Consider the following 19,500-nt stretch of genomic DNA (forward strand, 5'->3'; position numbering starts at 1 on the left):
GGTCCCTCGTGGGTTCCGGTGTCTCGCCCGTGGCGTGGCGCACGGGCGAGGAGAAATCAGACGCGGCGCATGTCGTAGGTGGGCCTGAGACCGGTGCCGTAGCGGCGCAGCGCGCCCTCCTCTCCGACCGCGTTGGGACGCTGGAAGATCCAGTTCTGCCAGGCGGTGAGGCGCGCGAAGATCTTGGATTCCATGGTCTCCGGCCCGGCGAAGCGGAGGTTCGCCTCGAGGCCGGTGAGCGCGTCCGGCGAATAGGAGGTGCGCTCCTCGAGATAGACGCGGACCTCGTCGGCCCAGTCGATGTCGTCGAGAGCGAAGGTGACGAGGCCGAGCTTCTCGGCCTCCTCGGCCTCGATCGCCGCACCGATCTTCCCCTTCAGCGCCTCGACGCTCTCCGGGGTCGCCAGGAAGCGGTTCTCGAGCCGGGTGAGCCCGTGGCTCATCGGATAGGGGCCGAAGTTCGCCGCGGTGAGCGCCATCGCCGGCGCCGGACGGTTGTCGCCCTCGAACGAGCCGATCAGCATGTACGAGCGGTCGGCGGCGAGCACGAGTTCGCCGAGAAGCCCGGTGAAGCAGGAACCCGGCTCGACCAGCGCCACCAGAGTGCGCGAGGTGACGTCGACGCGCTTCAGCACCCGCTTCCAGTACTGGCGGATCTCGTTGACCAGCCAGTCGCCCTTGTTGGCCTCGAGGAAATCGTCCCAGGCGGCGACACGGCCGCCGTCGCCCTTCGACTTGAAGACGAAGGTGCCGATCTCGAAGGCGTTGTTCCTGAGGTCGAGGATGGCGTCGTCGAGTTCGCGAGCGATGCGCAGCACCCAGGCGTCCGAGCTCTGCGCCGCGAGATCTGCGACCGTGACGGGCGGCGCCTCGCTCGGGCCTTCGAGGGTGATCGTGGCGACGCGGCCGTCGATGTCGACGGTCACCAGCGAATAGTCGATGCCGTCGACGCGGAAGGTGCGGTCGAGCGGCTTCAGGGTGACGCCCGGGGTGGCCCCGCCGCGGGTCGAGCGCGAGGCGAATTCGGCGGCGCGGGCGGCGACCGTCTCCTCGAGCCGGGTCATCGGCACGATCTCGTCGACCAGACGCCAGTCGACGGCGCGCTTGCCCTTGATGCCCTCTTCGATGGTGCAGAAGACGTCGGCGTGGTCGCGGCGCACTTTGCGCTTGTCGACGACGCGGGTCAGCCCACCGGTGCCGGGCAGCACCGCGAGCAGCGGCACCTCGGGCAGCGACACCGACGACGAGCCGTCGTCGACCAGCATGATGTGGTCGGCGGCCAGCGCCAGCTCGTAGCCGCCGCCGGCGGTCGAGCCGTTGGCGACGCAGATCGTCTTGATGCCGGAGAATTCGGACGAGTCCTCGATGCCGTTGCGGGTCTCGTTGGTGAACTTGCAGAAGTTGACCTTGTGGGCGTGCTCCGAACCGGCGAGCATGCGGATGTTGGCGCCGGCGCAGAAGACGCGCGGCTTGGCCGAGCGCATCAGCACCACCTTCACTTCCGGATGCTCGAAGCGTAGGCGCTGCAACGCGTCGGCGAGTTCGATGTCGACGCCGAGGTCGTAGGAATTGAGCTTCAGCTGATAGCCCTCGAACAGCCCGCCGTTCTCGTCGACGTCCATGGCGAGCGTCGCCACGTCGCCGTCGAAGGAGAGCTTCCAGTGCTTCCAGCGGCTCGGATCGGTCTGGAAGTCGATGCGCGTGGCGCCGTTCGCCAGCTTGCGAGCCTCGTCGGCCATGTTTCCACCCTCGGGTCGGTTCTGAATTGGGATGAACAATAATGCACTATTGTGCACTGTCCAGTGAGAATCTTCTAAGAAGCTGCACTTTGATGCATGTTCGCGGTCGTAACGGAACCGCCTCGCGGCGGTGACCCCGACGGCCCGCGACGCGACCTTCGGGACGGGTCATCGCGCCACCTCCGGCGCACGCGAGACCGAGAGATCCGGGAAGGCGCGGAAGAAGCGCACGATGGCCTCGACGGTCGCATCAGCCGCCTCGCGATGCGGCGAATGCTTCACCCCCGCCAGGATCGTCGTGATCACCGGCGCCGGCGAAAGCTCCACCGCCGTCTCGACCTGGATGAGCGTACCGTACTGATCATCCGCCCCCTGGATCACCGCCATCGGCCGGGAGACCGTCTCCAGCGCCTCGCGGATGTCCCAGTACCGGAACGCGGGATCGAGCCAGGCATCGTTCCAACCACGGAACGCGACGTCGGCGTTCCCGTGCCAGCGCCCGAGCTTCGAGCGGAGATCGGTGGTCTCGTAGGCGATCTTCGCCTCGGCGATCGCCGCCACGCACATGTCCTCGACGAGGAAGTGCGGAGCGATCAATACCGCCGCCTCGATGCGCGGATCGCGAATCTGCCCGAGATGCACCGCGGCGATCGACGCGCCGTCGGAATGGCCGACCAGCACGCCGGAGCGCAGCCCGATGGCGTCGAGGAGGGGAGGGAGCATCTCCCGCGCCTCGCGCTGCATGTAGTCGAGCGGCCGCGGCAACTCGACCGGGTCGGACGCCCCGTAGCCGGCGCGCGAGAAGACGAAGACGCCGCAGCCCGTCGCCCGTTGCAGCCGATCGGGGAAATCCCCCCACAGCCCGACGCAGCCGAGCCCCTCGTGGAGCAGCACCAGCGTCGGCGCCTCGCTCGGCTGTGGCCCGAGATGGGCGTATTCGAGCCGCTTGCCGGCGACGTCGAGGAAGCCGCGCGCGGCGAGCATCACGGCCCCTCGCGCAGCTTGAAGCGCTGGATCTTGCCGGTCGCGGTCTTCGGCAGCGCGTCGACCACCTCGATCCAACGTGGGTATTTCCACATGCCGACGGTCTTCTTGACGTGCTCCTTGAGCCGCGTCTCGAGGTCGTCCGGATGGGCCATATCCTTGAGCACGATGAAGGCCTTGGGCTTGAGGAGCCCTTCCTCGTCGGCATGCGCCACGACCGCCGCCTCGAGCACGTCGTCGTGGCTGGACAGCGCCGCCTCGATCTCGAAGGGCGACACCCAGATGCCCGAGACCTTGAACATGTCGTCGGCGCGGCCGCAGTAGGTGTAGCGGCCGTTGTCGTCGCGCACGTATTTGTCGCCGGTCTTGGTCCAGTCGCCCTGGAAGGTCGTGCGGCTCTTGGTCCGCTGGTTCCAATAGCCGTCCGCCGCCGAGGGGCCGCGCACGTAGAGTTCGCCGATCTCGCCGGCGGCGCAGTCGTGGCCGCTGTCGCCGCGGAGGCTGAGATCGTAGCCGGGAACCGCGCGGCCGGAGGTGCCGTAGACGATGTCGCCCGGCCGGTTCGACAGGAAGATGTGCAGCATCTCGGTCGAGCCGACGCCGTCGAGGATGTCGACGCCGAAGCGACCGCGCCACGACGTGCCGATGTGCTCGGGCAGCGCCTCGCCGGCCGAGGTGCAGATGCGCAGCCGGGCCGAACCGGTCGAATGGGCGTGGCCGGGATCGTGCAGCATCGCCGCATAGAGCGTCGGCACGCCGAAGAAGATCGTCGGCTGATACTTCTCCAGGAACTCGTAGGCGACCTGCGGGGTCGGGCGTCCGGGATTGAGGATCACCGTGGCGCCCACCGACAGCGGGAAGGACAGCGAATTGCCGAGCCCGTAGGCGAAGAAGAGTTTCGCCACCGAGAAGCCGACGTCGTCCTCGCGGATGCCGAGGATGTTCTGGCCGTAGAGCTTGGCGGTCGCCATCAGCGACGTCTGGATGTGGCGCGTGCCCTTCGGCGCGCCGGTCGAGCCGGAGGAGTAGAGCCAGAAGGCGGTCTCGTCCGGGTGGGTGTCGACGGTGGCGAAGGCGTCGCTCTCCTTCGCCAGTTCGGCCGAGAAGGCGATATGCGCTCCGGCGTCGCCGCCGGCGACCAGCACGTGTTTCAGCGCCGGCAGGTCGGCGAGTAGGGTCTCGACCAGCGGCAACAGCGGCGCCGAGACGATCAGCGCCTTCGCCCGGCTGTCGGCGAGCATGTAGGCGTACTGGTCGGCGGCGAGCAGGGTGTTGAGCGGGATCGGCACCAGCCCGGCGCGGATCGCGCCGAGGAAGGCGATCGGCCAATCGACCGTGTCGAGCATGATCATCGCCACCCGGTCCTCACGGACGAGGCCGAGACGACCGAGGAGATTGCCCATGCGCCGCGTCTCGGCGGCGAGTTCGCCGTAGGTGAGGGTGCGGGCGGGGTCGATGAAGGCGGCCTTGTCGGCGCGGCCGGCGGTGAGATGCACGTCGACGAGGTCGCTGACCGCGTTGTAGACGGCGGTCTCGTAGAGCGGTTCGGTCATGAGCCGGTCTCCGGATGGAAGAGGGAAGGGGGCCCATACGAAATTCGGCTCGATCGATCCGAATTTCGTATTCCGTTCGTCGAAAGGCCTGTCGGAACAAGGGCTTTTCGACGAGTCGATTCCGGCGTCGCGAAATCGCGATCCGCCGGATCTCGTATCACGCGCCGGTGAACTCGATCGCGCCGTTCGGCAGCAGATAGAGCACGTAGGCCGAGCCGTCGGTCACCGTCGGATGGTGCGCGGTGCCGGCGCCATAGACGTACCAACCCTCGGGATGACCGTCGAAATTCGGTTCGGCGACGGTCGGCATGATCATCCCGATCTCGCCCTGCGGATGGACGTGATGGGGGCCGCGCACGCTCTCCATCAGCACCACGTCGACGGAGAACCGTCCGGCCTCGGCGCCCGGCTTGATCACCCGGCCGAACCGGATGCCGCCGTGCTCGCGCGGACAGATCCAGCCCTCGCCGTCACCGATCTCGATCAACTCGGCGATGCGGCGGAACTTCGCGCCGCTCGGCGGGAATTCGGCGTCGAGTTTCGCGGCGAGATCGTCGTCGAGCGCCGCCTCGCCGATCGCTGCGGCGATTTCGCCGATCGCGGCGGCGAATTCCCGTTGCGCCGACGTCGTGGTCTGTGCGGTCATGTCGGATGTTCCCTCCCGACCATCCTTCGCCCGAAAGCGTGGATGGAATTATAATGCACATTCACATGCCGTGGCCGATCGGTTGCCGTCAAGGGTTTCGTGTACTATTTTTCATGGCGAGGTAACGAGCACCATGACCGACGAAACGACCGAGGGTGAGAATTTCCCGTCCGATGCAACCGTGGCGGAGGCCGGCGACGGCGGTCGCGGCGTCACCGGCAGCGGCATCCGACGGACCTCGCGCGAGGCGCGGGCCGACGCCGACGAGGCCTTCCTGGTGGAGCTCGGTCAGCGTGTCAGGCGCATGCGGGCGCTGCGCGGCATGTCGCGCAAGGTGCTGGCCGGCGTCTCCGGCATCTCCGAGCGTTACATCGCCCAGCTCGAGAGCGGCCAGGGCAACGTCTCGATCATGCTGCTGCGCCGCGTCGCCGAGGCGACCGGCGCGCCGATCGAGGACCTGATCGGCGCCGAGGGCGCCGACAATCCCGACTGGCTGGTGATCCGCGATCTCTTGCGCTCCGCGACCCCCGACGTGGTCGGCGAGGTCAAGGCGCTGCTCGCCGGCGAACGGCCGACCGGGCCGCGGGTCGTCCCCGACTCGCGGATCGCCGTCGATCGGGTGGCGCTGATCGGCCTGCGCGGCGCCGGCAAGTCGACCCTCGGCCATCTGGCCGCCGAGCGCCTCGGCTGGCCCTTCGTCGAACTCAACAAGGAGATCGAGCGCGAGCACGGCTTCTCGATCACCGAGATCCTCAATCTCTATGGTCAGGACGGTTATCGCCGCCTGGAACGCGCCACCCTGAAGCGGCTGATCGACCAGCCCGGGCCGATGCTGCTCGCCACCGGCGGCGGCATCGTCGGCGAGCCGGTGACATTCGACCTCTTGCTCGCCTCGTTCTTCACCATCTGGGTGCGCACCTCGCCGGCCGAACACATGAGCCGGGTGCGCGAGCAGGGCGACCTCCGGCCGATGGCCAACGACAAGGCGGCGATGGCCGAACTCATCACCATCCTGTCGAGCCGCGAACCGCTCTACGCCCGCGCCCGCGCTCAGCTCGACACCTCGGGCGTCTCGGTGGAGGCGAGCTCGACCCGTCTCTTTTCGCTGATCCAGTCCTATTGCGCGGTCGGCTGCCCCTGGCAGTCGCGTAATCGCGGCGCCAAGGGGTGAGCGAGCCGCCGTTCGATCCTCCGGATTTCCGTGGTCGCCCGCTCGCCGATCTCTTGGCGGCGCGCGGCCTCGGCCGAGACGAGCCGGTGTGGGCGCTGCGCCTCACCCTCGATCCGCGCGACCGCTGCCCCGAACACCCCTCGCTCGAATCGCTCGTCGCCCATGGTCACGACCGGGCCTATTCGCGCATGCAGGAGGGGACCCGCCTCGGCTCGGGGCGGGCCATTCTGGTCTTCGCCGCCGAACCCGGCGGACGCGCCCGCTTTCGCGGCTTCCGCCGCTATCTGGCACGCCGGCCGGGGGTGGCGCCGGGCGATCTCGTCTACGACTACGACGTCCACGATCTCTTCCACGGCTTCATCGCGCGCTCACACCGACCGGTGTTCTACGACGCCCTCGATCTCCCCGGCCTCGACGACCAGATCGACCGACTGGTCGTCGACTGGCCGCGTCCGGCGATGATCGCGTTGCGATCGGCCGACCATTCGGACCTCCGGGTCGCCGCGTTCGCTACATGAACAATACTGCATCGTCGGGTTGACCTGAATTCGATATGAAATAAAGTGCATCTCGTCGGGAGTGGCGCGCGGGGCAGAGACCCCGGGTCCAACGATCGCGCCGAACGCTCACCTCGGGAGGGAACCGCCCCATGTCGTCGACCAGACGCGAATTTCTGTCCACCGCGCTCGCGGCCGGTACCGTGACGCTCGCCGCGCCCTTCGTGCGCACCGCGCGCGCCGCCTCCGGTCCGATCAAGATCGGCCTGCTGCTGCCGTCGAGCGGCACCTTCGCCCCGCTCGGCGAGGCCATCGCCCGCGCCGCCAAGCTCCATGTCGCCGGCAAGGGCGGTTCGCTCGCCGGGCGCGAGATCACCTTCGTCGCCCTCGACGACGAATCGGCGCCGCCCAAGGCGACCGAGCTGACCAACAAGCTGGTGTTCGGCGAGAACGTCGACGTGCTGATCGGCACCGTCCATTCCGGCGTCGCCGCGGCGATGGTCAAGATCGCCCGCGAAGCCGGGGTCACCACCCTGGTGCCGAACGCCGGTGCCGACGCCATCACCCGCGCCATGTGCGCCCCCAACATCTTCCGCACCTCCTTCGCCAACGGCCAGATCGGCTTCGCCACCGGACAGGCGATGCTCGCCGCCGGCATCAAGGAAGCGGTCACCTGCACCTGGCGCTACGCCGCGGGCGAGGAGATGGTGAAGGGCTTCAAGGAGGCCTTCGAGGCCGGCGGCGGCAAGGTCACCAAGGACATCGCCCTGCCGTTCCCGGACGTCGAGTTCCAGTCGGCGCTGGCCGAGATCGCCGCTGCCAAGCCGCAGGCGGTCTATTCGTTCTTCGCCGGCGGCGGTGCCGCCAAGTTCATCAAGGACTATGCGGCCGCCGGTCTCGCCGGTTCGGTGCCGCTGTGGGGCCCGGGCTTCCTCACCGACGGCGTCGAGAAGGCGGTCGGCGCGGCCGGTGACGGCATCCGTACCGTGCTGCACTACGCCGACGGTCTCGACAATCCCGAGAACAAGGCCTTCATCGCCGCCTTCCAGGCTGCTCACGGCATCGCCCCGGACGTCTATGCGGTGCAGGGCTGGGACGCCATGCAGGTGCTCGACATCGGCCTGAAGGCCGTCGGCGGCGACACCGCCAAGAAGGACGCGATGCATGCCGCCATGGCGGCGGCGAAGTTCGCCTCGCCCCGCGGTCCCTTCGAGTTCTCGGCCTCGCGCAATCCCAAGCAGAATTTCTATGCGCGCGAACTGAAGGACGGAAAGAACCGGATGACCGGCATGGCGGCGGCGATGCTCGCCGACAGCGGCAAGGGTTGCCGCGCCTGAGGCTTCGCCTCTCGTTCATCTCGAGACGGAGATCGCCGGCTTGCCGCCTGCGATCTCCCTCGACCGTGTGTCATCGGAACCAGGCGCGCCATGGACCTCGTCCTCGTCCAGATCTTCAACGGCATCCAGTACGGCTTCCTGATCTTCCTGGCGGCGAGCGGGCTGACGCTCGTCTTCGGCATCCTCGGCGTGATCAATCTGGCGCACGGGTCGTTCTACATGCTCGGTGCCTATATGGCGCTGACGCTGACCCAGATGACCGGCGACGTCTTCCTCGCCGTGGCGCTGGGCATTCCGCTGGCGGTCGCCTTCGGCGCGGTGATCGAATGGGCCTTCGTGCGCCATCTCTACGCCCGTGACCACCTGCAACAGGTGCTGCTCACCTTCGCCCTGATCCTGATCTTCAACGAGGTGCAGCGCATCGGCTGGGGCTCCTATCCCCATTCGGTGCCGATCCCGTCCTATCTCTCGGGGTCGATCCGCCTCACCGACACGCTCGCCTATCCGGTCTACCGGCTGGCGCTCACCGCCATCTGCGCGGCCCTCGCCGCGGCGATGTTCCTGGTGATCCAGAAGACCAAGATCGGTCGGCTGATCCGCGCCGGCGAGTCCAATCGCGAGATGACCGAGTTGCTCGGCTTCGACTCGCGCCTGCTCTACCGGGTGGTCTTCGCCGCCGGCACAGCGCTCGCCGCCCTCGCCGGCATGCTCGCCGCCCCGGTGGAAAGCGTCTATCCCGGCATCGGCGAGCGCATCCTGATCATCTCTTTCGTCGTCGTCGTCATCGGCGGCATCGGCTCGATCAAGGGTGCCTTCCTCGGCTCGCTGGTGATCGGCGTGGCCGATGCGCTCGGCAAGGTCTTCCTGCCGAACCTCGCCGGCGTCGTCGTCTACGCCATGATGGCGGCGGTGCTGGTCGCCCGGCCCGGCGGTCTCTTCGGGAGGATGGTCCGATGATCCGTCTTCCCTCGTGGCCGGTGCTGCTGCTGCTCGTCGTCGCGGTCGCCGTCTTCGCGGCGCTGCCGTGGATGGCCGGCCTCTACACCGTGAAGTTCGCCACCCGCATCCTCGCCGTCGCCATCTTCGTCATGAGCCTCGACATCCTGATCGGCGTCACCGGTCTGGTCGGCTTCGGTCATGCCGCCTTCTTCGGCCTCGGCGCCTATGCGGTGTGGTTCGTCACGCCGACGGACGACGGCGCGAACCTCCTCGTCGCGCTCGCCGCGGCGAGCGGCCTCGCCGGGCTGGGCGCCGCCGTGGTCGGCTTCTTCGCGGTGAGGACGCGCGGCTTCTACTTCATCATGGTGACGCTCGCCGCCTCGCAGATGATGTTCGCGCTGTTCCACGACACCCGCATCGCCGGCGGCTCCGACGGCGCTTCGATCGACGTGAAGCCCTATCTCGAGATCGCCGGCCGCACCGTCCTCGACTTCCAGAACCGCAACACGCTGCTGTGGTTCGCGCTCGCCGGCCTCGTCGCCGCCTATGCCCTGGTGCTCGTGCTGGTGCGCTCGCGCTTCGGCCGGGTGCTGCAGGGGCTCGCCGCCAACGAGACGCGGATGAACGCCCTCGGCTTCGACGGCCAGCGCTACAAGTGGGCCGCCTTCGTCGTCGCCGGCACGCTCGCCGGTTTCGCCGGGGCGCTCTTCGCCTCGATCGACGGCTTCGTACCGCCCGAGATCCTCGGCTGGCGCGAGTCCGGCCTCGCCATCATGATGGTGGTGCTCGGCGGCGTCGGCACGCTGTGGGGCTCGATCCTCGGCGCGGTCGTCTATTCGCTCGCCGAAGAGGTGCTGAAGAGCGGCCACTGGGTCGGCCCACTGGTGTCGGAACACTGGCCGATCGCCATGGGCGTGTTCCTCATCGCCGCCGTCCTCGGCGCGCCGAAGGGCCTCGCCGGTTTGTTCCCGGCGCGGCCCGCCCGCCCGTGGCGGGCGCCCTCCGACGCCGATCGCGCCGAAGCCGCGGCCACGACGCCGGCGCCGATGCTCGAAGTGGCGGGCCTCAGTCGCTCCTTCGGAGGTCTCTCCGCGGTCTCCGAGGTTTCGGTCGCCTTCGCTCCCAATCTCATCCATGCGGTGATCGGGCCGAACGGCGCCGGCAAGACCACCTTCACCAACCTGATCACCGGGGCGCTGCCCGTCTCCGCCGGCACCATCCGGCTCGACGGGTCCGACATCACCGGCCTCTCGGCAGCCGCCAAGGCGCGTCGCGGCATCGGCCGGTCGTTCCAGCGCACCAACATCCTGGGCAAGATGACGGTCGCCGAGAACTGCGCCGTCGCCGCGCAGGCACGTGGGTCGGCGGGGGCGAGCCGGGCGGAGGAGGAGAGGGCGGTCGCCCATGCACTCGCCGCCGTCGGCCTCGTCGATCGGGCCGATCGCGTCGCCACCTCGCTCTCCCACGGCGAACAGCGCCAGCTCGAGATCGCCATGCTGATGGCCTCCGGCGCCCGCCTGCTCATCCTCGACGAGCCGCTCGCCGGCTCGGGACCCGAGGAGACGGCGCGGCTCACCGCGCTGCTGCGCGACCTCGCCGCCGACCACACCATCCTGTTGGTCGAGCACGACATGGATGCCGTTTTCTCCTGTGCCGACACCATCTCGGTGCTGGTCAACGGTCGCCTCATCGCCCACGGCTCGCCCGACGACATCCGCCGCGACGCCGGGGTGCGCGAGGCCTATCTCGGCCGCTTCGCCGGATTGGAGGATGCCGCATGAGCCTCGCTCTCGTCGCCGATGCCCCGGCCGCAGCGGCCCGGTCCCTGCTCGAGGCGACCGCGATCGCCACCTGCCACGGCCGCACGCCCTGCCTGCGCGACGTCGCCTTCCGCGTCGGCGAAGGCGAGACGGTGAGCCTTCTCGGCCGCAACGGCATGGGCAAGACGACGCTGCTGCGCACCCTGACCGGCCTCCTCTCGGGTGGCCCGACGGCGTCGATCCGCTTCGCCGGGCGCGAGCTTTCGGGCGCGCGGCCGGCGGTGATCTCGCGCGCCGGCATCGCCCTGGTGCCGGAGGGGCGGGGCATCTTCCCCAATCTGACGGTGCTCGAGAACCTGACGCTGCCGGCCCGCCGCGGCCCGAACGGCAAGGCGGAATGGACGCTCGCCCGCGTCCTCGATCTCTTCCCCCGCCTCGCAGAACGGCGCGACAACTGGGGCGACCAGCTCTCCGGCGGCGAACAGCAGATGCTGTCGATCGGCCGCGCCCTGATGACCAATCCGGAACTGTTGATGCTGGACGAGGCGACCGAGGGGCTCGCCCCCAAGGTGCGCGACGAGATCTGGGCGACGATCCGGGCGGTGGCGGCGACCGGCATGTCGATCGTCGTCGTCGACAAGAACCTCGAGGATCTCTTCGACCTCGCCGATCGCCACGTCGTGCTCGCCAAGGGCGAGATCGTCTTCGAAGGGACGACCGAGGATCTGAAGGCGGATCCCGATCTTGTGCATCGGTGGCTCGGCGTCTGATCCCGGGCCTCACCGGCGGCGGCGGCGGCGCCGTCAACCGATGGAGCAGCGCCCGGCCGTCGTCGGTGAGCACGATGGCGTGCGAGCGGCGACCGGTGGTCGAGCGCATCCGCTCGGCGCGGCCGCGCCGCTCGGGCGCGTCGAGCGTGGCGACGAAATTCGGCCTCTGGATGCCGAGTGCCGCGGCGATCTCCCCCGTTCCGTGCGGAAAACCGGCGGTCGCGACCGCATCGGTCCTCCGCTTCGGAACTCGTGAGCCCGGTCGGACGAATGGGGGGCGACGTCCGGTGGACGGCACGTTTCTGCTCATTCTCGGCCAGGACGGCATCACGAACGGCGCGATCTACGCACGGCTCGGGATCGTGCTCGTCCCGGTCGTCTCGGAGAGATCGAGCCCGGCCGAGAAGTCGGCGCAACTCCCGTACCACCAGGATCGCCGCGCCGGATCGCTCAGACCAACGGAGCCGCGATCGGCGTCCGTGCGGCGGCCAGGCAGCAGTCGCAGAACCATTGCGCGGCGGGCGTCAGGGTGAGACCGGCACGCCGAACCATGACGATCGTCGGCGCCGGCAGGATCTCGCGCACCGGCACACGCACCAGAAGGCCGGTCCTGGTGGCGTATTCGGCGACCTGGACCGGCAGCATGCCGAGCGCATCGGAGCACAGGATCGCCATGAAGATGCTCAGCGCCGAGCGCGTCTGCATGCCGAGCCGCGGCGTCGGCAACCCGTGCGCGGCGAAGAGCGTGCCGAGCTCTTCGGCCGCTCGGTGGGTGATCGAGGTCGTCACCCATTCCGCCTCGATCAGCTCGGCGAGCGAGGTCGCGCCGGCGAGCGGGTGACCGGCGCGCCCGATCACCACCCGGGTATTGTCGAGGAGCCGCTCGACGACCAGATCGGACGACGGCGCCCGTTCCGGCTCCGGGCCGACCCAGAAATCCATCTCGCCTTCTTTGAGTTCGCCCTCGAGGGCCGGGAAGAACCCCTCGACGAGGCTCAGCCGCGCCAGCGGATAGCGGGTGCGGAAGCGCCGGATGGCGCGCGGCAGCAGAGCGAGATGGGCCGCCACCGACAGGCCGACCACGACGTTGCCGGTCCCGGCGCCGCCGATCTCCTCGGCCTCCTCCCGCGCCCGCTCGACGTCTGCGAGGATCGCCCGGGCCCGGGCGACGAAGGCCGCGCCGACCGCCGTCGGCACCACGCCGCGCGCCCGCCGTTCGAACAGGGCGGCACCGAGTTCGTGTTCGAGATCGTGGACGCTGCGGGTCAGCGCCGGTTGGGCGAGGCCGAGTTGGCGGGCGGCGGCGCGCAGGCTGCCGTGCTCGGCGATGGCGGTGATGTCGCGCAATTGGGTGAGCTTCATGTCCCCACTCTAAGCGATACGATTTCGGTATCAAGCGGATCGATCTGGTCACTATCGATCATCGCCGGCTTCGGTAAATTGCGTATGTCGAAACGACGCAATCGAAGGCGAGGAAACGAACGATGCGGGTGGGAGTCTTCCGGGACGCGGCGGGACGCGGCATGGCGATCGTCGACGCGAACGGGGTTCATCGCGGGCTGCACGAGACCGATGCCGGATACCCCGGCGGCATCGAAACGCTGATCGGGCTCGATGCGGCCGGCCTCGCCGCCGCCGCCGCGGCGCTCGCCGCCGGCACCCCCGTCGATCCGGCCGCGGTCGAATGGCTGCCGCCGCTCGCCCGCCCGGGCAAGATCGTCTGCGTCGGTCTCAACTACGCCGACCACACCGCCGAGAGCGGCTTCAAGCAGCCGGATTATCCGACCCTGTTCGCCCGTTTCACGTCCACGCTGGTCGGCCACGGCGCCCCGGTGGTGCGGCCGAAGGTCTCCGACCAGTTCGACTACGAGGGCGAACTGGTGGCGATCATCGGCAAGGGCGGCCGTCACATTCCGCGCGAGACGGCGCTCGACCACGTCTTCGGCTGGTCGATCTTCAACGACGTCTCGGTGCGCGACTATCAGTTCAAGTCGCCGCAATGGACGATGGGCAAGAATTTCGACGCCACCGGCGCCTTCGGCCCCCTGGTCGTCACCGCCGACGAACTGCCGCCCGGCGGCCGTGGCCTGGCGCTCGAGACGCGCCTCAACGGCGCCGTCGTCCAGCACGCCTCGACCGATGATCTGATCTTCGACGTCGCCTCGCTGATCGCCATCATCTCCGAGGGCATCACCCTCGAGCCCGGCGACCTGATCGTCACCGGCACGCCGTCGGGCGTCGGCGCGGCGCGCAAGCCGCCCCTGTGGATGAAGCCCGGCGACATCTGCGAAGTCGAGATCGAAGGTCTCGGCATTCTCGCCAACCGCGTCGTCGACGAGGTCGGCTGAGGGCCGCCGCGCCAACCGCACGACCGAGCGGAACGGCTCGGCGCGAAGAAGCCCGCCCGACGGGACGAAATTCAGGGAGAGTCCAGTGACCGAGATCCGCGGACGATACGTCACGCCCGGACGACCGGGCGAATTCGGGGTGCATTCGATCGACGGGTTCCGGCTGACGGTGCCGGACCTCGGCCCGGCGCAGGCCTTCTATTCCGCCTTCGGCCTCGACGTCCGGGAGGAGGGCGCGGCGCTCGGCCTCCACACCTTCGGCCACGGCCATCGCTGGGGCGAGATCGTCGAGGGCGGCAAGAAGAAGCTCTCGCATCTCTCCTTCGGCGCCTACGCCGAGGACATCGACGGGTTCCGCCGGCGCCTCGAGGATCAGGGCGTGAAACGCATCGATCCGCCGTCGGGCGTCGCGTCGGACGGCTTGTGGTTCCTCAATCCCGACGGCATGGCGATGGAGATCCGCGTCGCCGACAAGTCGTCCCCCGACGAGAAGTCGCCATTCGACGCGCGCAGCGTCGGCCCGGGCCGCCAGGGTTCGGAATCGCGCCGCACCGCCCCGCGGGTCCATCCGCGCCGGCTCTCCCACATTCTGGTCTTCACCACCGACGTGCTCGGTTCGATCGCCTTCTACGAGCGGGTGCTGGGCCTCAGGCTCTCCGACCGCTCCGGCGACGGCGTCGCCTTCATGCACGGCATGCACGGGTCCGATCACCACATGCTGGCGCTCGCCAAGTCCGGCGGTCCGGGGCTGCATCATCTCTCCTGGGACGTCGGCTCGATCCACGACATCGGCCTCGCCGCCATGCACATGGCCGACAAGGGCTACACCGAGGGCTGGGGTCTGGGGCGACACGTCCTCGGCTCCAACTACTTCCACTACGTCCGCGATCCCTGGGGGAGCCTCTGCGAGTACTCCGCCGACATCGACTACATCCCCGCCGACTTCGACTGGCAGGCGGCCGACAATCCGCCCGAAGACAGCTTCTACATCTGGGGTCCGAACCCGCCGCCCTGGCTGATCGACAACTCCGAACTGTGATCCCGATCCTCCACGCCACGGTGAGACGACGACCATGACCATCGAGACGACCGAAGTGCTGATCGTCGGGGGCGGACCCTGCGGCCTGATGCTCGCCAACGAGCTCGGCCGCCGCGGCGTCGCGGCGATCCTCGTCGACCAGAAGCCGACGACGGCCTTCAACCCGCAGGCCAACGCCACCCAGGCGCGCACCATGGAGCACTTCCGACGCCACGGTTTCGTCGAGGAGATCCGCGCCGCCGGCCTGCCGGCCGACCACCCGACCGACGTCGCCTATTTCACCCGCTACGCCGGCCACGAACTGGCCCGTTTCGAACTGCCGAGTTCGAAGGAGGCGGCGCGGCGCGTCAGAGAGGGCGATCGCTCCTTCAGTGCGGCCGAGCCGGCCCATCGTGTCTCGCAGAAGTTCGTCGAGGCGGTGATGCGCCGCCACGCCGACGCCCTGCCGGGCATCTCGATCCGCTACGGCCGTCGCCTCGTCGGTTTCCGCGAGACCGCCGACGGCGTCGAGGCGGAGATCGAACCGGTCGGCGGTGAGGGAACCCGCCGCATCGTGGCGCGCTACCTCGTCGGCGCCGACGGCCCGCACAGCCTCGTCCGCCGCGAACTCGGCTTCGCCTACGGCGGCGAGGGCGGCATCGAGCGTGACTTCATGGGCGGCAATATGCTGGCGCTCTATCTGAAGGCCCCGACCTTCTACGACGTCTGCCGCCATCCCCGCGCCTGGCAGTACTGGGCCTTCAACAACCAGCGCCGCGCCGTGATGGCCGCCGTCGACGGCGTCTCGGAGTTCGCCTTCCACACCCAGCTGCGTCCCGGCGAGACGGCCGAGGGCATGACGGACGCCGATGCGGTGGCGCTCTTCACCCAGTGCATGGGTATCGACATCCCGGTCGAGGTACTCTCCCGCGACGCCTGGATCGCCGGCCGCATGCTGGTCGCCGACCGTTATCGTCGTGGCCGGGTGTTCCTCGCCGGCGACGCCGTGCATCTCTTCACCCCCACCGGCGGCATGGGCTACAACACCGCCATCGAAGACGCGGTCAATCTCGGCTGGAAGCTCGCGGCGGTGATCCGCGGCGGCGCCCCCTCCGACCTCCTCGACACCTACGAGGGCGAGCGCCGGCCGATCGGCCTGCGCAACACCGGCTTCGCCCGCCGCTTCGCCGACGCCATCGGCCTCTATCGACCGAGCCCGGCGATCGAGGACGAGGGACCGGCCGGCGAGGCTGCCCGCCGCCGCGCCGGCGCCTATCTCCTCGGTCATGCCCGCGCCGAGTTCGACATTCCCGGCTTCACCCTCGGGGCACGCTACGACGGCTCGCCGATCGTCGCCGCAGAGGCCTCGCCGGTGCCGCCCGATTCGCCGACCGCCTATGCCCCCTCGGGTCGCCCCGGCGGCCGCGCCCCACACGTCTGGCTCGCCGACGGCCGCTCGCTCTACGACACCTTCGGCTTCGACTGGACGCTGCTGCGCCTCGGCCCGAACCCGCCCGATGGCGACGACTTCGTCGCCGCGGCGCGCCGGCTCGGCCTGTCGCTGACCGTCGTCGACTGCCATGATCCCGAAGCTCACGATCTCTACGAGACCGACCTCGCCCTCGTCCGCCCCGATCAGATCGTCGCCTGGCGGCGCTGGGGCAGGCCGACGGCGGGCGCCGAGGAGATCCTGGCTCGGGCCATCGGCCACGCGGTCGCCGATCGGCGGGCCGCCTGATCCGGCGAGAAGACCGGAAAGATCCGAAGACCGAAAGACGACGTTCAACAGGGAGAAGACGATGGTCCCTTCACGCAAGATGACGAGGCGAACCCTCGCAACGATGGCCGCCGGCGCTCTGGCGGCCTCCTTCAACCTGACCGGCCCGGCCGCGGCCGAGACCATCGAACTCAAGGTCTCGCACTACCTGCCGCCGAGCCACACCATCCAGAAGGAGCTGATCCGCTGGGCCGACGAAGTCGCCGCGAAGTCGGGTGGGCGGCTCAAGCTGACGGTCTTCCCGGCCGGCCAGATGGGTCCGCTGCCGCGCCAGTTCGACCTCGCCCGCACCGGCGTCGCCGATGTCGCGTTCTTCCTCCACGGCGCGCTGCCCGGCCGTTTCCCGTTGACCGAGGTGGCTCAGCTTCCCTACGTCTTCGACCACGCGACCGACAAGGGCACCAGGGCCATGTCGGTGTCCGAGGCCTCGGTGGTGATGACCGAACTCTCCGGCCGGCTCGCCAAGGAGCACGAGGGCACCCGCATCCTCTACGTCGTCACCTCGCCGACCGTCGGCGTCTACCTGCACAAGCCGGCGGTGCGCGATCCCAAGGGCCTCGCCGGCATGCGCATTCGCCACAACGGCCCGGTCACCTCGGCGATGGTCTCCGCCTGGGGCGCGAGCCCGGTGGCGATGCCGCCGTCGGAGGTCGCCGACGCGCTCGACAAGGGAACGCTCGACGGCATGATGTTCAACTTCGAAGCCGCCCAGGCCTTCCAGCTCGCCCGGAGCCTGAAGTCGGTGACGGTGCTCAACGCCACGGCGGCCACTTTCGGACTGGTGATGAACGAACAGAAGTACCGCTCCCTCCCTGAGGATCTGCGAAAGGTGATCGACGACACCACCGGCGTCGCCGCGGCGCGCCGGGTCGGCAAGGTCTACGACGACGCCGAGACCGCCGGCCGCGCCTATGTCTCCGGCGCCGGGGTGGAGATCGTCGATCCGACAGCGGCCGAGGCCGAAGCCTTCCGCACCCCGACCCTCGGCGTCGCCGACAAGGTCTTCGCCGCCGCCGGCGCCAAGGGTGCGGAGCTGAAGGCCTTCCGGGACGAACTCGTGGCGCGCGTCGCGGCGGGGGCGAAATGAACCGCGCCCCGCACCCGGCGGTCGGCGTCCTGGTCCGTGCCCTCACGGTGGTGGGCGCCGTCTCGCTGGCCGCGATGATGCTGTGGACGATCGCCGATGTCGGCCTGCGCGCGGTCGCCCACCGCGCGCTCGACGGCACCGTGGCGATCGTCGAGACGCTGCTCGTCCTCGTCGCCTTCTTCGCCCTCGCCGATTGCATCGCCCGCGACGAGATGATCCGCGTCGACATTCTCGACAACAACGTCGGCCGACGCACGCTGGACCGGTTGCGCCTTCTCGGTGACGTCGCCACGCTGGTCTTCCTCGGCCTCCTGGTCTTCACCCTCCTGACCCCGCTCGCCGACGCCTGGCGCTTCGGCGACGTCAAACCCGACGTGCCGGTGCCGATCTGGACGTTGCTCGCCGCGATCGAGGTGGCGCTCGTCGCCGCCACGCTGGTCGTCGCCGTCCGCATCCTGCGTATGCTGCGCGGCCGCTTCGGCGGTCGACCGGTCCCGGCCTCGAAGGACGGGGGAGCGGCCTCATGAGTGCCCCGACCATCGGCCTCCTCGGCGTGGCCTCGCTCGTCGTGCTGATCATGATCCGCGTCCCCGTCGGGGTGGCGCTCGGTCTCGTCGGCTTCACCGGCTACGTGGCGCTCGAGGGCACCACCAAGGCGCTCTTCGTCTTCGGTGGCGTGCCGCTCGAACTCGCTTCGGCCTATTCGCTGTCGGTGCTGCCTCTGTTCACGCTGATGGGCGCCTACGCCACGCTCGCCGGCCTCTCAACCGACCTCTTCCGTGCCGCCAACTCCGTCTTCGCCTCGACCCGCGGCTCGCTCGCCATGGCGGCGATCGGCGCCTCGGCCGCCTTCGGTGCGGTCTGCGGCTCGTCGGTGGCGACCGCCGCCACCATGGGGCGCATCTCGATCCCGGAGATGCTGAAGAACGGCTACGCGCCGGGCCTCGCCGCCGGTGCGGTGGCGGCCGGCGGCACGCTCGGCATCCTCATCCCGCCGTCGCTGATCCTGATGATCTACGCCATCATCGCCCAGCTCTCGGTGATCAAGTTGTTCCTCGCCGCCGTGGTGCCCGGGATCCTCCTCACGCTCTTCTACATGGCGACCGTCTTCGTCTGGACCCGCCTCGCGCCGAAGGCGGCGCCGGCCATCCCCGCCGGCGGACTGCGCGAGACCGGCCGACTGCTCCTGCGCGTCTGGGACGTCTCGACGCTCTTCGCCGTCACCTTCGGCGGCATCTGGTTCGGCTGGTTCTCGCCGACCGAGGCCGCGGCCGTCGGCGCCTTCGGCGCACTGCTGCTGGGGCTCTGGCGGCGGACGCTGAGCCGCACCGCCATCCTCGACGGCCTCGGCGAGACGGCGCGCATCACCGCCAACATCGTCCTCATCGTCGTCGGCTCGACGATCTTCTCCTACTTCGTGGTGCAGACCTCGATCGCCCAGAATCTGGTCGGCTGGATCCGCGGCACCAGCCTGTCGCCGACCACGGTGATGGTGCTCCTGGTGATCGTCTACATCTTCCTCGGCTGCTTCCTCGAGGGCATCGGCATGGTGCTCGTCACCGTCCCGGTGTTCCTGCCGCTGGTCATCGCCAACGGCTTCGATCCGGTGTGGTTCGGGGTGCTCCAGGTGATCGTCGTCGAGATCGGGTTGATTCACCCGCCGATCGGCATGAACCTCTTCGTCATCCGCGCCCAATCGCCGGAGATCTCGCTGCGCGACATGTACGGCGGCGTTCTGCCGTTCCTCGCCGCGCCGCTGCTGCTCATCGTCCTGCTGATCCTCTATCCCGATCTGGCGCTCTGGCTCTCGCGGGCGCTGTGAACCGCCCGCTCGCCGATCGCCGTCTCCCACTCGCGCCCCTCGGAGCCCGTCC

General features: G+C 69.3%; 17 protein-coding genes. 12 read left to right on the forward strand and 5 right to left on the reverse strand.

Features of this window, described 5'->3' with window-relative positions; all coding sequences use genetic code 11:
• Positions 1-56 precede the first annotated feature (56 nt).
• The 4 genes from boxC to V7Q42_RS00780 form a co-directional block, all read right to left on the reverse strand.
• Entirely contained in the window at positions 57-1,739 is a 1,683-nt protein-coding gene (gene boxC, locus V7Q42_RS00765; RefSeq protein WP_333821690.1) for a 2,3-epoxybenzoyl-CoA dihydrolase, read from the reverse strand.
• Positions 1,740-1,907: 168 nt separating this feature from the next.
• Positions 1,908-2,726, reverse strand: a complete 819-nt coding sequence (locus V7Q42_RS00770) for an alpha/beta fold hydrolase (protein ID WP_333821691.1) — start codon at positions 2,724-2,726, stop codon at positions 1,908-1,910.
• Positions 2,723-4,276, reverse strand: a complete 1,554-nt coding sequence (locus tag V7Q42_RS00775) for a benzoate-CoA ligase family protein (protein WP_333821692.1) — start codon at positions 4,274-4,276, stop codon at positions 2,723-2,725. Before V7Q42_RS00775 ends, V7Q42_RS00770 begins: the two co-directional genes overlap by 4 nt.
• A gap of 157 nt (positions 4,277-4,433) precedes the next feature.
• Positions 4,434-4,922 (reverse strand): 4-hydroxylaminobenzoate lyase, encoded by a 489-nt coding sequence (locus V7Q42_RS00780; RefSeq protein WP_333821693.1) that lies wholly within the window; start codon positions 4,920-4,922, stop codon positions 4,434-4,436.
• Between the two features lie 133 nt (positions 4,923-5,055).
• Between V7Q42_RS00780 and V7Q42_RS00785 the strand changes: the two genes are divergently transcribed.
• From V7Q42_RS00785 to V7Q42_RS00810, 6 genes are all read left to right on the forward strand, one after another.
• Positions 5,056-6,093 carry a helix-turn-helix transcriptional regulator gene (locus V7Q42_RS00785; RefSeq protein WP_333821695.1) on the forward strand — a complete coding sequence of 346 codons (1,038 nt, stop codon included), beginning with the start codon at positions 5,056-5,058 and terminating at the stop codon, positions 6,091-6,093.
• Positions 6,090-6,611, forward strand: a complete 522-nt coding sequence (locus V7Q42_RS00790; protein WP_333821697.1) for a hypothetical protein — start codon at positions 6,090-6,092, stop codon at positions 6,609-6,611. Before V7Q42_RS00785 ends, V7Q42_RS00790 begins: the two co-directional genes overlap by 4 nt.
• 131 nt (positions 6,612-6,742) lie before the next feature.
• Positions 6,743-7,927, forward strand: a complete 1,185-nt coding sequence (locus tag V7Q42_RS00795) for an ABC transporter substrate-binding protein (RefSeq protein ID WP_333821698.1) — start codon at positions 6,743-6,745, stop codon at positions 7,925-7,927.
• A 90-nt stretch (positions 7,928-8,017) separates the two neighbouring features.
• Positions 8,018-8,884, forward strand: a complete 867-nt coding sequence (locus tag V7Q42_RS00800; protein WP_333821699.1) for a branched-chain amino acid ABC transporter permease — start codon at positions 8,018-8,020, stop codon at positions 8,882-8,884.
• On the forward strand, positions 8,881-10,647 hold the full coding sequence (locus V7Q42_RS00805) for a branched-chain amino acid ABC transporter ATP-binding protein/permease (RefSeq protein ID WP_333821700.1): 1,767 nt from the start codon (positions 8,881-8,883) through the stop codon (positions 10,645-10,647). Before V7Q42_RS00800 ends, V7Q42_RS00805 begins: the two co-directional genes overlap by 4 nt.
• Positions 10,644-11,396 carry an ABC transporter ATP-binding protein gene (locus V7Q42_RS00810; protein ID WP_333821701.1) on the forward strand — a complete coding sequence of 251 codons (753 nt, stop codon included), beginning with the start codon at positions 10,644-10,646 and terminating at the stop codon, positions 11,394-11,396. The genes V7Q42_RS00805 and V7Q42_RS00810 overlap by 4 nt, the downstream gene beginning before the upstream one ends.
• Positions 11,397-11,846: 450 nt before the next feature.
• Here V7Q42_RS00810 and V7Q42_RS00820 read toward each other — a convergent pair whose 3' ends face one another.
• Positions 11,847-12,758: a LysR family transcriptional regulator gene (locus tag V7Q42_RS00820; RefSeq protein ID WP_333821702.1), complete on the reverse strand. Its 912-nt coding sequence runs from the start codon at positions 12,756-12,758 to the stop codon at positions 11,847-11,849.
• A 122-nt stretch (positions 12,759-12,880) separates the two neighbouring features.
• On the opposite strand from V7Q42_RS00820, the gene V7Q42_RS00825 reads away from it, so the two are divergent.
• The 6 genes from V7Q42_RS00825 to V7Q42_RS00850 all read left to right on the forward strand — a co-directional run bounded on the left by V7Q42_RS00825 (position 12,881) and on the right by V7Q42_RS00850 (position 19,448).
• Entirely contained in the window at positions 12,881-13,744 is an 864-nt protein-coding gene (locus V7Q42_RS00825; protein WP_333821703.1) for a fumarylacetoacetate hydrolase family protein, read from the forward strand.
• 85 nt (positions 13,745-13,829) lie between these two features.
• A complete protein-coding gene (locus tag V7Q42_RS00830) occupies positions 13,830-14,783 on the forward strand; it encodes a VOC family protein (protein WP_333821704.1) in 954 nt (317 codons plus the stop codon).
• 34 nt (positions 14,784-14,817) lie between these two features.
• Positions 14,818-16,500 carry an FAD-dependent oxidoreductase gene (locus V7Q42_RS00835; RefSeq protein ID WP_333821705.1) on the forward strand — a complete coding sequence of 561 codons (1,683 nt, stop codon included), beginning with the start codon at positions 14,818-14,820 and terminating at the stop codon, positions 16,498-16,500.
• A gap of 61 nt (positions 16,501-16,561) precedes the next feature.
• The gene (locus tag V7Q42_RS00840; RefSeq protein WP_333821706.1) at positions 16,562-17,626 is read left to right on the forward strand and encodes a TRAP transporter substrate-binding protein; all 1,065 of its coding nucleotides are present in this window, start codon (positions 16,562-16,564) and stop codon (positions 17,624-17,626) included.
• Positions 17,623-18,153 (forward strand): TRAP transporter small permease, encoded by a 531-nt coding sequence (locus tag V7Q42_RS00845; protein ID WP_333821707.1) that lies wholly within the window; start codon positions 17,623-17,625, stop codon positions 18,151-18,153. The genes V7Q42_RS00840 and V7Q42_RS00845 overlap by 4 nt, the downstream gene beginning before the upstream one ends.
• On the forward strand, positions 18,150-19,448 hold the full coding sequence (locus V7Q42_RS00850; RefSeq protein WP_333821708.1) for a TRAP transporter large permease: 1,299 nt from the start codon (positions 18,150-18,152) through the stop codon (positions 19,446-19,448). Before V7Q42_RS00845 ends, V7Q42_RS00850 begins: the two co-directional genes overlap by 4 nt.
• Positions 19,449-19,500: the final 52 nt, after the last annotated feature.

It is taken from the genome of Pinisolibacter sp. (assembly GCF_036782435.1).
GTDB lineage: Bacteria > Pseudomonadota > Alphaproteobacteria > Rhizobiales > Ancalomicrobiaceae > CALBKH01.

Excerpts from the sequence above, each read along its gene's own strand:
- boxC (WP_333821690.1), bottom strand. The coding sequence starts at position 1,739 with ATGGCCGACGAGGCTCGCAAGCTGGCGAACGGCGCCACGCGCATCGAC.
- V7Q42_RS00775 (WP_333821692.1), bottom strand. The coding sequence starts at position 4,276 with ATGACCGAACCGCTCTACGAGACCGCCGTCTACAACGCGGTCAGCGAC.
- V7Q42_RS00780 (WP_333821693.1), bottom strand. The coding sequence starts at position 4,922 with ATGACCGCACAGACCACGACGTCGGCGCAACGGGAATTCGCCGCCGCG.
- V7Q42_RS00785 (WP_333821695.1), top strand. The coding sequence starts at position 5,056 with ATGACCGACGAAACGACCGAGGGTGAGAATTTCCCGTCCGATGCAACC.
- V7Q42_RS00795 (WP_333821698.1), top strand. The coding sequence starts at position 6,743 with ATGTCGTCGACCAGACGCGAATTTCTGTCCACCGCGCTCGCGGCCGGT.
- V7Q42_RS00800 (WP_333821699.1), top strand. The coding sequence starts at position 8,018 with ATGGACCTCGTCCTCGTCCAGATCTTCAACGGCATCCAGTACGGCTTC.
- V7Q42_RS00805 (WP_333821700.1), top strand. The coding sequence starts at position 8,881 with ATGATCCGTCTTCCCTCGTGGCCGGTGCTGCTGCTGCTCGTCGTCGCG.
- V7Q42_RS00810 (WP_333821701.1), top strand. The coding sequence starts at position 10,644 with ATGAGCCTCGCTCTCGTCGCCGATGCCCCGGCCGCAGCGGCCCGGTCC.
- V7Q42_RS00820 (WP_333821702.1), bottom strand. The coding sequence starts at position 12,758 with ATGAAGCTCACCCAATTGCGCGACATCACCGCCATCGCCGAGCACGGC.
- V7Q42_RS00825 (WP_333821703.1), top strand. The coding sequence starts at position 12,881 with ATGCGGGTGGGAGTCTTCCGGGACGCGGCGGGACGCGGCATGGCGATC.
- V7Q42_RS00835 (WP_333821705.1), top strand. The coding sequence starts at position 14,818 with ATGACCATCGAGACGACCGAAGTGCTGATCGTCGGGGGCGGACCCTGC.
- V7Q42_RS00840 (WP_333821706.1), top strand. The coding sequence starts at position 16,562 with ATGGTCCCTTCACGCAAGATGACGAGGCGAACCCTCGCAACGATGGCC.
- V7Q42_RS00845 (WP_333821707.1), top strand. The coding sequence starts at position 17,623 with ATGAACCGCGCCCCGCACCCGGCGGTCGGCGTCCTGGTCCGTGCCCTC.
- V7Q42_RS00850 (WP_333821708.1), top strand. The coding sequence starts at position 18,150 with ATGAGTGCCCCGACCATCGGCCTCCTCGGCGTGGCCTCGCTCGTCGTG.